The sequence below is a fragment of the Streptomyces sp. NPDC048278 genome (genome assembly GCF_040652195.1).
Taxonomy (GTDB): domain Bacteria; phylum Actinomycetota; class Actinomycetes; order Streptomycetales; family Streptomycetaceae; genus Streptomyces.
Window position 1 is genome coordinate 245,781 of sequence record NZ_JBEZLP010000012.1, and the last position, 14,404, is coordinate 260,184.

Below are 14,404 nucleotides of genomic sequence, written 5' to 3' on the forward strand. Positions count from 1 at the left end.
GCGCGGGACCCGTGGATGTGCGACTGCTGAATGCCGGGGGTCGCCCCCTTTCCGGTCACTCACAGACGCCTGAGAGTAACGCCACCGTGATCAAACGGCCGTAAAGAACGCGAGACGGGGCCGGTGAGCACCACTCCCCGACCCCGCCCGTCCGCACCTTCCGGCGAACGTCTTTCACTTGGCAGCGCCCCGCACTGGAGCGCCCCGAAGGGGCGCGGGGCTGTATTCGATATGCGGCTACCGCCGCGCGGGCGCGACCAGCCACGGCGACGCAGCAGTCCCCGACGGCGCTACCGCTTCCCGGCCTTCCGGGCAGCTCGCAGCCACTCCCGATTCATACTGGTGATCGACACCAGGGGAATGCCCTTCGGGCAAGCCGTCGCACACTCCCCCGTCAGCGTGCACCCCCCGAACCCCTCCGCATCCATCTGCCCCACCATGTCCAGCACCCGCGTCTCCCGCTCCGGCGCCCCCTGCGGCAGCACGTTCAGGTGGTTCACCTTGGCGGACGTGAACAGCATCGCCGCCCCGTTCGGGCAGGCCGCGACGCACGCCCCGCACCCGATGCACTCCGCGTGCTCGAAGGCGAAGTCGGCGTCGGCCTTCGGCACCGCCGTGGCGTGGGCCTCCGGCGCCGCCCCGGTCGGCGCGGTGATGTACCCGCCGGCCTGGATGATCCGGTCGAACGCCGACCGGTCCACCACCAGGTCCTTGATCACCGGGAACGCGGACGCCCGCCACGGCTCGACGTCGATCGTGTCGCCGTCCTTGAAGGACCGCATGTGCAACTGGCACGTCGTGGTCCGCTCCGGCCCGTGCGCGTCCCCGTTGATCACGAGGGAGCACGCGCCGCAGATCCCCTCGCGGCAGTCGTGGTCGAAGGCGACCGGGTCCTCGCCGCGCAGGATGAGTTCCTCGTTGAGGGTGTCGAGCATCTCCAGGAACGACATGTCGGTGGAGATGCCGTCCACCTCGTACGTGGACATTGCTCCGTCGGCGTCGGCGTTCCGCTGCCGCCAGACGCGCAGGGTGAGCTTCATGCGTAGCTCCGCTGGGTGGGGTGGACGTACTCGAAGACCAGGTCTTCCTTGTGCAGCACCGGGGCGTCCCCGGTGCCGGTGAACTCCCAGGCCGCCGCGTAGGCGAACTCGTCGTCCTTGCGGGCGGCCTCGCCGTCGGGCGTCTGGGACTCCTCCCGGAAGTGGCCGCCGCAGGACTCGGCGCGGTGCAGCGCGTCGAGGCACATCAGCTCGGCCAGTTCCAGGTAGTCGACGATGCGGTTGGCCTTCTCCAGGGACTGGTTGAACTCCTCACCGGTCCCAGGCACCTTGATCCGCCGCCAGAACTCCTCACGGATCTGCGGGATCCGCTCAAGTGCCTTGCGCAGCCCGGCGTCCGTACGGGCCATGCCGCAGAACTCCCACATGAGTTCGCCGAGTTCGCGGTGGAAGGAGTCCGGCGTACGGTCGCCGTCGACGGACAGCAGCAGGTTCAGCCGGTCCTCGGTCTCGGCCAGCACCTCCTGGACGGCGGGGTGTTCGTCGGTCACCGCGTCCTGGTGGGGGTTGCGGGCGAGGTAGTCGTTGATGGTGGCCGGGAGCACGAAGTAGCCGTCGGCCAGGCCCTGCATCAGCGCGCTCGCGCCGAGCCGGTTGGCGCCGTGGTCGGAGAAGTTGGCCTCGCCGACCGCGAACAGGCCGGGAACGGTGGTCTGGAGGTCGTAGTCGACCCAGAGCCCGCCCATCGTGTAGTGCACGGCGGGATAGATCCGCATGGGCACCTCGTACGGATCCTCGTCGGTGATCCGCTGGTACATGTCGAAGAGGTTGCCGTACTTGGCCTCGACGGCCTTGCGCCCCATCCGCTGGATGGCGTCGGCGAAGTCCAGGTAGACACCCTGCCCGCCGGGGCCGACGCCCCGCCCCTCGTCGCAGACGTTCTTCGCGGCGCGGGAGGCGATGTCGCGCGGGACGAGGTTGCCGAAGGACGGGTAGATGCGCTCCAGGTAGTAGTCGCGCTCGTCCTCGGGGATCCGGTTCGCGGGCCGGGTGTCGCCCTTGGCCTTGGGGACCCAGATCCGGCCGTCGTTGCGCAGCGACTCGCTCATCAGGGTGAGCTTGGACTGGTGGTCGCCGGTGCGCGGGATGCAGGTGGGGTGGATCTGGGTGAAGCACGGGTTGGCGAAGTAGGCGCCGCGCCGGTGCGCCCGCCAGATCGCGGTGGCGTTGGAGTTCATGGCGTTCGTCGACAGGTAGAAGACGTTGCCGTAGCCACCGCTGGCGAGGACGACGGCGTCCGCGAAGTACGTGTCGATCTTCCCGGTGATCAGGTCCCGGGCGACGATCCCGCGCGCCCGTCCGTCGACGACGATCACGTCGAGCATCTCGGTGCGCGGGTGCATCTCGACGTTCCCGTCGGCGATCTGCCGGCTCAGCGCCTGGTAGGCGCCGAGGAGCAGCTGCTGGCCCGTCTGGCCGCGGGCGTAGAAGGTGCGGGAGACCTGGACGCCGCCGAAGGAGCGGGTGTCGAGCAGACCGCCGTACTCGCGGGCGAACGGCACGCCCTGCGCCACGCACTGGTCGATGATCTCGACGGAGATCTGGGCGAGGCGGTGGACGTTCGACTCGCGGGCCCGGAAGTCGCCGCCCTTGACGGTGTCGTAGAACAGCCGGTGGACGGAGTCGCCGTCGTTGCGGTAGTTCTTCGCCGCGTTGATCCCGCCCTGGGCGGCGATGGAGTGTGCGCGGCGCGGGGAGTCCTGGTAGCAGAACTGGACGACGTGGTAGCCCTGTTCGGCGAGGGTGGCGCCGGCGGAGCCGCCCGCGAGACCGGTGCCGACGACGATCACGGTGTGCTTGCGCCGGTTGGCGGGGTTGACGAGCTTGGCCTCGAACCGGCGTTTGTCCCAGCGCTCGTTGACCGGGCCGTCGGGGGCCTTGCCGTCGGAGACGGGCGTGCCGGTCGGGTAGTTCACGTAGTCGGTCATGTCAGCTCACCACTCCGGTCATGACGCCCACGGGTACGGCGATGAAGCCGGCCGTGAGCAGCAGTGCGAGGACGTCGGCCGTGATCTTGAGGGCGCGGTCGCGGGTGCGGCTGCCGACGCCGAGGGTCTGGGCGGCGCTCCAGAAGCCGTGCCGCACGTGCAGGCCGAGCGCGAGCATCGCGACGATGTAGATGACGTCGCCGTACCAGGTGGAGAAGGTGTCCACGACGTTCTGGTACGGGTGGCCCTCCTGGAAGCCGCCCGAGTGCACGGTGCCGGTGGTCAGGTCCAGGATGTGCCAGACGATGAACAGGCCGAGGATGATCCCGCCCCAGCGCATGGTGCGGGTGGCGTAGGAGGCCCGTGGCTTCTTGTGCACGTACTTGCTGGGGCGTGCCTTGATGTCTCGGCGACTGAGCTGGTAGGCGGACGTGGCGTGGGCGACCACGGCGACGACCAGGACGATCCGGATGAGCCAGAGCGTCCACTCGTAGTGCATGAACGGTTCGCCGACGGTGCGCAGCCAGTGGGCGTAGTGGTTGAACTCGCCCGCCCCGAAGTAGATCTTCAGGTTCCCGATCATGTGGACGACCAGGTAGAGCAGCATGATCAGGCCGCTGACGGCCATCACGGTCTTCTTGCCGACGGAGCTGTCCCACATCGTGCGCGCCATGGACGGCCGTCGGTCCGTCCGCGTTGCCAGAGCCATGGGGACGACGCTAGGGCCGGACCACCCGATCGGTCCAAGACATGGTCCGGCTTGATTCCATAGCCGGAAGCTATCGTGTCACCATGCAGTTCCAGCAGCTTCAGTACTTCGTCGCCGTGGCCGAGACCCGGCACTTCACGCGGGCCGCCGAGCTGGTGCATGTCGCCCAGCCGTCGCTGTCCCAGCAGATCAAGACGCTGGAGCGGGAGCTCGGGGCGGATCTGTTCCTGCGGGCGCGCGGGAACATCACGCTGACCGACGCGGGCGAGGCGCTGCTGCCGCTGGCCCGGCGGATCCTCGCGGACGCCGACACCGCCCGGCACGAGGTGCAGGAACTGGTGCAGCTGCGGAGCGGGCGGGTGCGGCTGGGGGCGACGCCCAGTCTGTGCACCGGGCTGCTGCCGGACGTGCTGCGGGCCTTCCACGACCGGTACCCGGGGATCCAGCTGCTGATCGAGGAGAGCGGCTCGCACGATCTCGTACGGGAGCTGGCGCGCGGGGCGCTGGACCTGGCCCTGATCGTGCTGCCGCTGCCGCCGGCGTCGCCCGCGCTGACGACCGTGGAGCTGCTGCGGGAGGACCTGGTGGTCGTGTCCTCGCCCGAGGCGACGGTGCCCGGGCGGGGGCGGGGCGGGGTGAAGATCGCGGATCTGGAAGGGGAGCGCCTGGTGATGTTCCGGCACGGGTACGACCTGCGGGAGCTGACCGTCGCCGCGTGCCGCTCCGCGGGGTTCGAGCCGGGGTTCGCGGTCGAGGGGGGTGAGATGGACGCGGTGCTGGGGTTCGTGCGGGCGGGGCTGGGGGTGGCCGTGGTGCCGCGGATGGTGGCGGCGCGGTCGGGGCGGGGGTTGCGGGTCACTCCGCTGGCCCGGCCGGGGTTGCATCGGACGATCGCGTTGGCGCACCGGAGCGATGTGGCGCCGCCTCGGGCCGCGCGGGAGCTTCAGCGGATGCTGCTGGAGAGGTGACGGTGCCCGGTCACGCCGTTGTGGTGGATCGCCGTGCGGGGCGCGGGGGTTGTGCGTGGCTGGTCGCGCAGTTCCCCGCGCCCCTTGGGGGCGCTCAACCCGTCGCATCCACCAATGCGAGGTCGTGCAGTCTCTCCGGTGGGCCCGGGCGGGCGTAGTACCAGCCCTGGGCCGTGTCGCAGCCCAGTATCCGGAGCTGTTCCGCCTGGGCCCCGGTCTCCACGCCCTCCACGGTGACCGCGAGGTCCAGGCTGTGGGCCAGGGTGACGATGCCCTCCACGATCTTGAGGTCGACCGGGTCCGCGGGGAACTGCTGCATGCTCTGGGTGAAGGAGCGGTCCAGCTTGAGGATGCTCACCGGCAGGCGGCGCAGGTTCGCGAGGTTCGAGTAGCCGGTGCCGAAGTCGTCCAGGGCGATGTCCACGCCCATCTCGGCGAGGCGCCGCAGGGGCTTGAGGAGGTCGTCGTCGGCGCCGATGAGCGCGGACTCGGTGACCTCCAGGCAGAGGGCGTCTGGGGCCACCCCGGTCCGCTCCAGGATGTCCACCGTGTCCTGGACCAGGCCCGGGTGGGAGAGCTGGCACGGGGAGAGGTTGACGTTGATCCGCAGCGGGCCGGCGCCGTCGTGGTCACCGTAGCGTTCTCGCCACTCGCGGGCCTGGCGGATCGACTCCTCCAGGACCCAGCGGCCCAACGGGACGATGAGCCCCGTGTGTTCGGCGAGCGGGATGAACCGGTCGGGGCCGAGGACGCCGTGCTGCGGGTGCAGCCAGCGGACCAGGGCCTCGGCGCCGCGGACACTGCCGTCGCCGAGGTGGACCAGCGGCTGGTACTCGATGAAGAACTCGCCCCGGTCCAGGGCGGCCGGCAGTGCCGTGGTCAGGCCGTGCCGGGTGATCGCGCGGGCGTCCGCCTCGGGGTCGGCCAGTTCGAAGCGGTTGCCGCCCGCCGACTTGGCCCGGTACATCGTGATGTCGGCGCTGCGCAGCACCTCGGCCGGGGTGCGCTCGCCCGCCGGGCCCTCCACGATGCCGATGGAGCCGCGGACCATGAGCTCACGGCCGTCGATGCTGATCGGGGTGACCAGGGCGTTCATGATGCGGTCGGCCAGGTCGTCGACCTCGCGCTGGGTGGCCGGTCCGGTGGTCAGGGCCACGAACTCGTCGCCGCCGAGCCGGGCGACCATCTCGCCGGGCGCGGTCGCGCAGGACTGCAGCCGGTCGGCGACCTCCACGAGCAGCCGGTCGCCGGCCGAGTGGCCGAGGCTGTCGTTGATGGTCTTGAAGCCGTCCAGGTCGAGGTAGCACAGGCCGAAGCGCTGGCCCTCGCCGGCCGACAGCGCCTTCTCCAGCCGCTCGAAGAACAGGGTGCGGTTGGGCAGGCCGGTGAGCGCGTCGTGGGTGGCCTCGTAGCGCAGCCGGAGGTTGAGCAGGCGACGCTCGGTGGTGTCCTCCATCAGGGCCAGCTGGTACTGCGGTTCGCCGTCCGCGTCCCGGAGCAGGGAGACGGTCAGATTGGTCCACAGGACCGTCCCGTCGGAGCGGTTGAAGGCCTTCTCGACGTGGTAGTGCTCGCGTTCGCCGCGCACCAGCTCCTCGTAGAGCCGCCAGGTCTGCGGCGCGTCCTCGGGATGCCCCCACTCCAGGACGTTGCGACCGCGCAGAGTCTGTTCCGAGCCGCCGAACATGCGCAGCAGCGCGCCGTTGACCTGGAGCACGTTGCCTTCGAGGTCGGCGATGCCGATCCCTATCGCCGCGCCCTCGAAGACGGCGCGGAAGCGGGCCTCGCTGGCGTGCAGCGCCTGCGCCACCACGCCCTGGGCGCGCAACGCGGCCTGGGCGATGGCCTCCTGCTCGGCCAGGGTGCGCTCGCGCAGCGCCTGGGCGAACCCGGCTGCCATCGCGTGCTGGATCCGCGAGGAGCGCATCCGCAGCTCGTCCTGGGGGCCGTCCTCGCCGCAGTACAGGACCAGGTACGCGTCGACGCAGTCGAGGGAGCGGGTCAGCGCCTCCGGGTCGGTGCAGTGCGCGTCGATCAGCGCGGCGCCGACCTGCCGGGCCTCGTCGGTGTCGAAGCCGTGTGCCAGCAGGATCTCGCTCAGCCGGCGGGCCAGCGGCAGCAGCTCTTCCTCGAACTCGGGACGGGTCAGGGACGTCGAGGTCACCGGGAACACCGCCCGGCTCCAGATCGTCGCGAACCTGCGCAGTCTGTCCTCCGGGCCGCCCGGCTCCGCGGTCACGCCGCGATCCCCACGCCGGCGAATCCGGAGAAGGCATACGGATCCTCGTCCTCCGGCGCCGACTCCGGCCGCCAGTGCGGCATCGGCACCAGTCCGGGTTCCACCATGTCGTACCCCTCGAAGAACCGCGCGATCTCGTCGCGCGAGCGCATGATCAGTGGGTTGCGAATGTCCTTGTATACGTCCACCGCCCCCTCGGCCCGCTCGGCCGGCAGCGGGATTCCCTCGTACGAGGCATGCGTGAGAACAAGCAGGCTGCCGGGCGCGAGTGCGTCGCGCAGCTGTGCCACTGCCCCGTACGGGTCGTCCGCGTCTTCCACGAAGTGCAGTATGGCAACGAGAAGCAACGCCACTGGCCGATTCAGGTCGATCAGGCGCTCCACCTGGGGACTGGACAGGATCTCCTGGGGCTTGCGGAGGTCGGCGGCGACCACGTCCGCGTCCTCGTTGCCCGCCAGTACGGCGTTGCTGTGGGCCACGGCCACCGGGTCGTGGTCGACGTACACCACGCGCGCGCCGGGATGCGCCGCCTGCGCGACCTCGTGGACGTTGCCGAAGGTGGGGATGCCGGAGCCGATGTCCAGGAACTGGTCGATGCCGGAGTCCGCGGCGTGCCGGACCGCGCGGCGCATGAAGGCGCGGTTGGCCTGCATGATCTTCGGCAGTCCCGGCAGGTGGGTCATCGCCTTGCGGGCCGCTTCCCGGTCGACCTCGAAATTGTGCGAACCGCCCAGGTAGTAGTCGTAGATACGCGAAACGCTCGGCACCGAGATGTCGATGCTCCGTGGGGCCCAGGCGGGACGCTCCATGTATCTCTCCAAGGCTGAGGCGATCCGGTGTTCGAGCTGAGGCTACTGATCGCCTGCGAACGGGGGTAGCCGAAACGGAAATTGACCGTCCGTTCCCGGTCAGGAGCAGGGAATTCGGTGTGCGGGTTCGGGGCGCCGGACCGGGACGCGCAGAAGCCCGCCCCCTCCGTGCGGTGTGGAGGGGGCGGGCGGTCGTGCGCCGTTGTGTCGTCTTCCGGGACTCTCGCTGGCCTCTGCCCTCCCTTCCGCGATGCGCGAACGTGGACTCGGGCGGGGCGATCAACCCTGGGGAGGTGATCCCTAGTTGCTCGGCGCGCCGACCAGCTTTCCTTCGGGCGAGACGGCGTACCACGTGCCGCCGACGCCCTGTCCGTTGGTGTCCCCGGCCTTCGCGTCACCGGAGAAGGTGTAGATGGGCCAGCAGTCGACCGTCTGCTGCTTCTCGCCGTTGTCGGGGCGGGTGAAGCCCATCAGGCCCTTCTTGACGACGCCCTTGGTGTCGCTGGAGGCGACCTCGGCGACGGCCGGCCACTTCGCGAGGCAGTCACCGGTGCAGTTCGAGACGGACTTGGGCCATGCCTTGTCCTTGATGAAGCGGTAGACCGTCATGCCGTTCTTGTCGACGACGATGTCACCGAGCTTGGCGTCCTTGCGGACCGACAGGCCGGGCAGAGCGGCCAGCGTGGCCTTCTTGCCGTCGGGGGCCGCCGCGAACCACTTGCCGCCCACGCCCTGGCCGTTGACGTCACCGGCGTTGACGTCCTTGGCGTAGCGGTAGACCGGCCAGCCGGCGACGGTCAGCTGCTTGGTGCCGTCGGTACGGGTGACCTCGCCGAGCAGCGCCTTGTCGATGCCCTCGCCGGCCGTGGCGTCGTCGGCGGGCACCGGCGGCCAGGTGGTGGCGCAGTCGCCGTCACAGTTGGACTTGGGGGGATTGGCGGTGTCCGCGTCGAAACGGTAGAGGGTGAGACCGCTGCCGTCGGTCAGCACCTTGCCCAGGTCGGGGTTGGAGGCAACGGTCAGCTTGCCGGCCGGGGCGACCACGGCCGGGGAGCTGGAGGCCTGGCTGCCGTCGGCGCCGTAGCCGTTGCCCGTGCCGGTGGAGGCGGAGGGGTTGGTGATGCTGCCGATGCCGGCCGGCGCCGTGGCGCCGACGTTCTGGGCCGCCGAGGACGGAGTGGTCGTGTTGTCCTGACCGCACGCCGTCGCGAACACCATCACCCCCGCGGCCGTGGCCACCAGCGAGGCGCTCCTCCACGAGGTCTTCATCGTCAACTCCCCATAATCAATCGCCTGGTTATCGCAGCGCCTCTGTGCCGCCGCACGACACCAGGTACGGATGCCGGGGGCCGGAGTGTTCAACGGGCGCACAAATTTCTTTCGGCGCACCGTGCCCGCGGACCGCGTCCCGCACGGGCGTACGCTTCGAGCCATTCGCAAGACGGTGTGATTCAAACCGGTTTACGCCACATGTCCCCCGTTCGGGCCAATCATCCGGTACTCCGGCGTGCGACGGCGCCCGACGCCCCATGATCTCCGTCGTGCATGCACCCGAAGCGACCAGACTCGCGCCCGTCCCGAGGGTGTTGGCCCTGCTGACGCTGACGTGGACCCTGGTGGGCTGCCCGGTCGGCACGGCATCGGCCGACGCCTGCGCCTACGCCTCGACGGGCCCCGACGGCAGCTACGCGGTGGCCGTCGCCGGGGGCTCCTGGCCCACTCCCCCGCCGTGTCCGACACCCACCCCGCCGCCCTGCCCCACACCGACCCCCACGCCCACGCCCACACCGACCCCCACGCCGACACCGACCCCGTCGCCCAAGCCCACCCCGAAACCCAAGCCCACGCCGACGCCGAAGCCGCCGCGCACCACCCCGCCGGCGCCGCGCCCGGCCCCACCGCCACCGCCCCGGCGGGCACCGGCCCCGAAGCCCACGCCCACCCCACCACCACCGGCACCCCGGCCGAAGCCGACGCCGACCCCCACCCCGCCGCCGAAGCCCACTCCGCGGCCTTCGCCGACCCCGGTGACCTACCCGCCGTACCACGTCCGGTCGGCCGGTGCGACGGCCCCGAACCGCACCTCCCCCGTCACCTACGTCCTGCTCATCGCCGTACCCGCGATCATCGCCGTCGCCGCGTTCCGCGCGCGCTGACGGCCGGCCCACTGATTCCTGGAGGCTTCCGTTGCCGGATTGGCTTGTTCTCGTCCTCGCGATGCTCGCGGCCGTTGCCGTGGTCGTCATCATCACCCTCGTCCGCGACAAGAGGGCGGCGGAGGACGAGGATCCCTCCGAGACGCCGGACGTCATCGAGTACATGACCATGTGGATCGGCGTCATCTACGCCATCGTCCTCGGGCTGGCGGTGGCCGGGGTGTGGGAGGCCCGCAGCGCCGCCCAGGACCACGTGCAGGCGGAGGCGCAGGCGCTGCACGAGATCTACGAACGGGTCCGGGTCTATCCGCCCGACACACGTGACCGGATCCGGGCGGACGTCGACGCGTACGTGGCCCAGGTCGTCGACAAGGAGTGGAAGGAGATGGCCGACCACGGCCGACTCTCCCAGCACGGTGCCGAACTGCTCGCGCAGATCCGGCAGGACGTCACCGACTACCAGCCGAAGACCGACTTCCAGGCGCAGGCCTACCAGCCGCTGGTGGACCAGGTCGCCGCGCTCGACCAGGCGCGCAGCGCCCGGGCCGACTCGACCGGGGCGACCATGCCGAACGTGGTGTGGATCGGACTGCTCACCGGGGCGGCGATCACCATCGGCATGGTCTTCGCGCTGCAGATCAGGCGCACCAGGCGCGAGCTGATCCTGGCCGGCCTGTTCTCCGCGACCATCACCTTCATGCTGTTCCTGATCTGGGACTTCGACGAACCGTACAGCCGGGGCATCACGGCGACGGCACAGCCGTTCCTGAACCTCTTCCCGCACATCAAGGGGTAGCGGACGTCCCCGGGGACACCGGCGCCGCACCGCGCCACGCCGCCGGTGTCCCCCGTACGGCCCACGTCTCTCCCCCGTTCGCCCTACAGCGTTCGCGCGCGTGTACGGAGGTTTCTAGCGTTCCGATCAGCGAGGTGCATTTCCGGCACTGGCGGAACTGGTCCGCGTGCCGCTCCTCGCGGACCGGAGGAACCACCATGCGCGCGATACGCGTTGCTTCGGCCGCACTGCTGGGTCTCGGCGGCCTCGCCCTCTCCGCTCCGGTCATCCTCGCGAGCGACACCAGCGACGCCCGGCGGGCCGACGGCGCGCACTTCGGCTTCCGGGTCACGCCCACCACCGTGGCGGCGGGCGGCCGGGTGAGCCTGCACCTGGACCGCGGCAGCGGCTGCCGGGGCACCGCGACGGTCACCTCGGGCCTGTTCGACACGGTCCGCATCCCGTCGGAGCAGGACTCGGTGACGGCCACGGTCGACCGGACGGCGAAGTCGCAGTCGTCGTACCGGGTGACGTTCAACTGCGACGGCTCCAGCATGTCGACCCAGCTGGCCATCGCGAGCAGCACGGCGGCCGGGCACGCCGACGGGCACCCGGACGAGCACACCGCGGCTGACGGACGCACCGACACACAGACCGGCGGCCGTACCGACGGCGGCACGGACACGCGTAGCGACGGCGACACCTCCGGCGGCAGCGACAGTCGTGCGGACGCCGGTGCCGGTGCCGGTGCCGACGGCCGTACGGTCGGCGACGGTTCCGGCAGCGGTGTGGGGCTCAACCCGCAGCCCCTGCCGCCCGGACGGGGTGTCCAGGCCGGTGAGGGCGGCAGCATCGACGGGTTCGACCTCCAGGAGATCGGCCTCGGCGCGGCGCTCGTCGTGGGGTCGGTCGGTACGGCGTACCGGCGCTCGCGCAGGCACGCCGGCGAGGAAGGCACCTGAGCACGGTGCGGTCGGCCCGGCCGGCGTCCCGGTCCGCCGCGGGACCGGGACACGAGCCCGCCGGCTCAGAAGCGCTTCTCGCTCCGGCGGCGCAGCCAGAACCCGCAGCCGGCGAGCACGGCCGCGCCCACCAGGCCGCCGCCGATCGCCATGTCCGCCGGGGTGGCCCCGCTGGAGACGCTGCCGCCGAGCCCGCCGTGCACCCCGCCGAGTACGAAGAACGCGTCCCGCCGGACCAGGGTGCGTCCGTCGCAGCGCACGGTCAGGTCGTACGGGCCGGGGCTGGCGTTGCGCTCGATGGTGGCGACACCGCGGGCCATGTCCCCGCCGAACGGGAACAGCGATGTCGTACGGAAGGCGCGGGAGGTCATGGAGCCGCTGCGGCAGTTGTTGACGGTGACGGTGAGCCGTTGGCCGGTGGCGATCGACCGGGGCTGGACGTTGATGTCGCGGCCCCCGTCCCCCCGGTCGCCGAAGTCGTCGCCCCGGCCGCCGAAGTCGTCGAAGCGCCCCTCGTCGCCCCGGCCTCGGTAGCCGCCGTTGAAACGCCCGTCGCCGATCCCGCCCACCGCGTATCCGGGGACCACGACGCCGGGGACCACTCCGACACCGGCGACTCCGCCGACACCGCCGACACCCGCGACCCCGCCGACACCACCGACTCCACCGACTCCACCGACTCCACCGACACCGCCGACTCCGGTCCCGGGGGCGACGCCCGTCCCACCGACGACCGGGGCCTGGGTGTTGGGCGGGCCGCCGGGGTTGCCCAGTCCGTCGGCGACGGCCATGGGGGCGGCGGCGCCGAGAACGGCGACCACGGTGCACGCGGCCGCCAGCGCACGTGAGTTTCGCATCTCTTCCTCCGCGGAAGGCGCCCCGGGAACGGTCCCCGGTGGATCGGCGAGAAAGCACCTCCCGAATAGACCCTCAGATGCGCGGAACACGCCCGCATTTCGAGAATGGTCCGTCCTGGTGAGGGGACACGCCGCGCGAAAAGCACACAATCGGATATTGCCGCAGGTCACGGACCGTCAGAAAAATCCTGGGAACGGCAACTCGGATGGCGCACCCGCATACGCGCGGGCCACCCGTTCGCCCGTCGCCCCGTCGCCGCACGCGCGCGGGGGACTTAGCTTTTTCCCATGCCCGATACGGACCCGAAGGCGACCGCGTCGAGAGGGGATGGCGAATGTCTGCGTCCGGACTTTCCGAGGTGGCCGAAGAGGAGGAGCGGCGGCGGAAGCGTGCCCCCTGGGGCGTGATAGCGCTCGTTCTGCTGACCGGTCTGGCACTTATCCGGAACGGTTCGGGAGAGTTCGACACCGGTCCGCCGCAGCCGGCCTCGGCCGCCGCCCCGGACAGCCGTACCACGGTTCCGGGCACCTTCGCCACGGCGCCGGCCGCCCTGCCGTTCGCCACGGCGGACCGGATCAGGATCCCGGCGATCCGGGTCGACGCGCCGGTGATGCCGGTGGGTCTGGACACGGACGGCTGGATCGCGGCGCCGCCGCCGGACGACCCGAATCTGGCCGGCTGGTTCAGCGGGGGCGTCTCGCCCGGCGAGAAGGGCACGGCCGTCGTCGTGGGCCACGTCGACAACACGAAGGGCCCGGCGGTCTTCTACGGGCTCGGTTCCCTGAAGAAGGGAAACCGGATCGAGGTCGACCGCCAGGACGGCCGGACGGCCGTGTTCGAGATCTACGGAATCGAGGTCTTCGCGAAGGCCGGCTTCCCGGGCGACCGGGTCTACGGTTCCAAGGGCACACCGGAGTTGCGGGTCATCACCTGCGGCGGCGGTTTCTCGAAGCAGAACGGCTACGACGGGAACGTCGTGGTCTTCGCCCGCCTGGTCGAGGCCCGTTGAGGCCACCACCGGGCGGGCGCGGTCCCGTTCAGGTCCGGCGGCGCGGCACGGTCAGGCGGTAGCCGTTGTCCAGCAGGTAGGGCAGGTACTCGCGCAGGGCCTGGACACTCTGCGAGCGGTCGCCCCCGGCGTCGTGGGAGAGGACGACGACGCCGGGGGCGGAGCCGTTCTCGATCGTGTCGACGATGGTGCGGGTGCCCGGTTCGGTCCAGTCGGTGCTGTCGACGGTCCAGGCCATCGGCTCCATGCCCATCTCGGCGCCGAGTTGGAAGGCCGCCCGGTTCCAGGCGCCGTAGGGGGCGCGGAACCACTGCGGGCGTTCGCCGTAGGTGTCCTCGATGGCGTCGCTGGTGCTCGTCATCTCGTCGCGGATCTCACGGCGGTTCAGGGTGGTCAACAGCGGATGCGTCCAGGTGTGGTTGCCCACGACGTGGCCCGCCTCGGCCATCCGCGCGACCAGTTCCCGGTTGACGACGATGCACTCGCCGCACAGGAAGAACATCGCCCGCACGTCGTACTTGGCGAGGGTGTCCAGGATGTGCGGGGTGTAGTTCGGGTTGGGGCCGTCGTCGAAGGTGAGCATCATGCGTCTGCCGCTGCGGGAGATCTCCGTGATGGGTTCCTTGCGGACCTTGAGCTTGCGCGGCGCGGTGCGCGGCGGGCCGTATCCGGTGAGCGGCTGGAGCCGGAAGGCGGAGGACTTGAGCGCCGGGCGGGCCTGCGGTCCCGCGGCCGGGACGGCCCCGCCGCCCGCCTCCTCGGCGCTGCTCGCCAGCACGATGCCCGCGGTGCCCGCGGCTCCCAGAGCGGCGCCGCCGGCGAGCAGCAGCCGGCGTCGGGTGAACAACTGATCCTTCTGCATGAGTCATCAGTCGCCCGGCAGGAGTCCGGCGCAGCACATCAACACCGGTGCGGCGGTGGGAAAGCACCCGC

Annotated in this window: 13 protein-coding genes; 5 read left to right on the forward strand and 8 right to left on the reverse strand. The window is 70.9% G+C overall.

All coding sequences use genetic code 11. The annotated features are described in order from the left end of the window. Positions 1-290 precede the first annotated feature (290 nt). From AB0D74_RS22690 to AB0D74_RS22700, 3 genes are read right to left on the reverse strand one after another with little or no spacing between them, the layout of a single operon-like run. A complete protein-coding gene (locus AB0D74_RS22690; RefSeq protein WP_362589738.1) occupies positions 291-1,040 on the reverse strand; it encodes a succinate dehydrogenase/fumarate reductase iron-sulfur subunit in 750 nt (249 codons plus the stop codon). Beyond that, complete coding sequence (locus AB0D74_RS22695; RefSeq protein WP_362589740.1) at positions 1,037-2,986, reverse strand: fumarate reductase/succinate dehydrogenase flavoprotein subunit; 1,950 nt, start codon at positions 2,984-2,986, stop codon at positions 1,037-1,039. The genes AB0D74_RS22690 and AB0D74_RS22695 overlap by 4 nt, the downstream gene beginning before the upstream one ends. A 1-nt stretch (position 2,987) precedes the next feature. Further along, complete coding sequence (locus AB0D74_RS22700) at positions 2,988-3,659, reverse strand: succinate dehydrogenase (protein ID WP_362589878.1); 672 nt, start codon at positions 3,657-3,659, stop codon at positions 2,988-2,990. Positions 3,660-3,778: 119 nt separating this feature from the next. Here AB0D74_RS22700 and AB0D74_RS22705 point away from each other — a divergent pair, with 119 nt between their 5' ends. Continuing rightward, positions 3,779-4,663, forward strand: a complete 885-nt coding sequence (locus tag AB0D74_RS22705) for a LysR family transcriptional regulator (RefSeq protein ID WP_362589743.1) — start codon at positions 3,779-3,781, stop codon at positions 4,661-4,663. Positions 4,664-4,757: 94 nt separating this feature from the next. Here AB0D74_RS22705 and AB0D74_RS22710 read toward each other — a convergent pair whose 3' ends face one another. From AB0D74_RS22710 to AB0D74_RS22720, 3 genes are all read right to left on the reverse strand, one after another. Beyond that, the gene (locus AB0D74_RS22710; protein WP_362589746.1) at positions 4,758-6,902 is read right to left on the reverse strand and encodes an EAL domain-containing protein; all 2,145 of its coding nucleotides are present in this window, start codon (positions 6,900-6,902) and stop codon (positions 4,758-4,760) included. Beyond that, on the reverse strand, positions 6,899-7,711 hold the full coding sequence (locus AB0D74_RS22715) for an SAM-dependent methyltransferase (protein ID WP_362589749.1): 813 nt from the start codon (positions 7,709-7,711) through the stop codon (positions 6,899-6,901). Before AB0D74_RS22715 ends, AB0D74_RS22710 begins: the two co-directional genes overlap by 4 nt. Before the next feature lie 300 nt (positions 7,712-8,011). After that, the gene (locus tag AB0D74_RS22720; RefSeq protein WP_362589752.1) at positions 8,012-8,980 is read right to left on the reverse strand and encodes an SCO0930 family lipoprotein; all 969 of its coding nucleotides are present in this window, start codon (positions 8,978-8,980) and stop codon (positions 8,012-8,014) included. 272 nt (positions 8,981-9,252) lie between these two features. Here AB0D74_RS22720 and AB0D74_RS22725 point away from each other — a divergent pair, with 272 nt between their 5' ends. The 3 genes from AB0D74_RS22725 (at position 9,253) to AB0D74_RS22735 (ending at position 11,604) form a co-directional block, all read left to right on the forward strand. Further along, complete coding sequence (locus AB0D74_RS22725) at positions 9,253-9,867, forward strand: hypothetical protein (RefSeq protein ID WP_362589755.1); 615 nt, start codon at positions 9,253-9,255, stop codon at positions 9,865-9,867. 31 nt (positions 9,868-9,898) lie between these two features. Continuing rightward, positions 9,899-10,663: a DUF4239 domain-containing protein gene (locus tag AB0D74_RS22730; RefSeq protein ID WP_362589758.1), complete on the forward strand. Its 765-nt coding sequence runs from the start codon at positions 9,899-9,901 to the stop codon at positions 10,661-10,663. A gap of 197 nt (positions 10,664-10,860) precedes the next feature. After that, positions 10,861-11,604: a hypothetical protein gene (locus AB0D74_RS22735; protein WP_362589761.1), complete on the forward strand. Its 744-nt coding sequence runs from the start codon at positions 10,861-10,863 to the stop codon at positions 11,602-11,604. Positions 11,605-11,669: 65 nt separating this feature from the next. Here AB0D74_RS22735 and AB0D74_RS22740 read toward each other — a convergent pair whose 3' ends face one another. Then, entirely contained in the window at positions 11,670-12,461 is a 792-nt protein-coding gene (locus AB0D74_RS22740) for a hypothetical protein (protein ID WP_362589764.1), read from the reverse strand. A gap of 335 nt (positions 12,462-12,796) precedes the next feature. Here AB0D74_RS22740 and AB0D74_RS22745 point away from each other — a divergent pair, with 335 nt between their 5' ends. Beyond that, the gene (locus AB0D74_RS22745) at positions 12,797-13,471 is read left to right on the forward strand and encodes a class F sortase (RefSeq protein WP_362589767.1); all 675 of its coding nucleotides are present in this window, start codon (positions 12,797-12,799) and stop codon (positions 13,469-13,471) included. A gap of 28 nt (positions 13,472-13,499) precedes the next feature. Here AB0D74_RS22745 and AB0D74_RS22750 read toward each other — a convergent pair whose 3' ends face one another. Next, positions 13,500-14,333 (reverse strand): polysaccharide deacetylase family protein, encoded by an 834-nt coding sequence (locus tag AB0D74_RS22750; RefSeq protein ID WP_362589770.1) that lies wholly within the window; start codon positions 14,331-14,333, stop codon positions 13,500-13,502. Between the last annotated feature and the right edge of the window lie 71 nt (positions 14,334-14,404).

Excerpts from the sequence above, each read along its gene's own strand:
- AB0D74_RS22720 (WP_362589752.1), bottom strand. The coding sequence starts at position 8,980 with ATGAAGACCTCGTGGAGGAGCGCCTCGCTGGTGGCCACGGCCGCGGGG.
- AB0D74_RS22705 (WP_362589743.1), top strand. The coding sequence starts at position 3,779 with ATGCAGTTCCAGCAGCTTCAGTACTTCGTCGCCGTGGCCGAGACCCGG.
- AB0D74_RS22745 (WP_362589767.1), top strand. The coding sequence starts at position 12,797 with ATGTCTGCGTCCGGACTTTCCGAGGTGGCCGAAGAGGAGGAGCGGCGG.
- AB0D74_RS22740 (WP_362589764.1), bottom strand. The coding sequence starts at position 12,461 with ATGCGAAACTCACGTGCGCTGGCGGCCGCGTGCACCGTGGTCGCCGTT.
- AB0D74_RS22750 (WP_362589770.1), bottom strand. The coding sequence starts at position 14,333 with ATGCAGAAGGATCAGTTGTTCACCCGACGCCGGCTGCTGCTCGCCGGC.
- AB0D74_RS22715 (WP_362589749.1), bottom strand. The coding sequence starts at position 7,711 with ATGGAGCGTCCCGCCTGGGCCCCACGGAGCATCGACATCTCGGTGCCG.
- AB0D74_RS22690 (WP_362589738.1), bottom strand. The coding sequence starts at position 1,040 with ATGAAGCTCACCCTGCGCGTCTGGCGGCAGCGGAACGCCGACGCCGAC.
- AB0D74_RS22700 (WP_362589878.1), bottom strand. The coding sequence starts at position 3,659 with ATGGCGCGCACGATGTGGGACAGCTCCGTCGGCAAGAAGACCGTGATG.
- AB0D74_RS22695 (WP_362589740.1), bottom strand. The coding sequence starts at position 2,986 with ATGACCGACTACGTGAACTACCCGACCGGCACGCCCGTCTCCGACGGC.
- AB0D74_RS22735 (WP_362589761.1), top strand. The coding sequence starts at position 10,861 with ATGCGCGCGATACGCGTTGCTTCGGCCGCACTGCTGGGTCTCGGCGGC.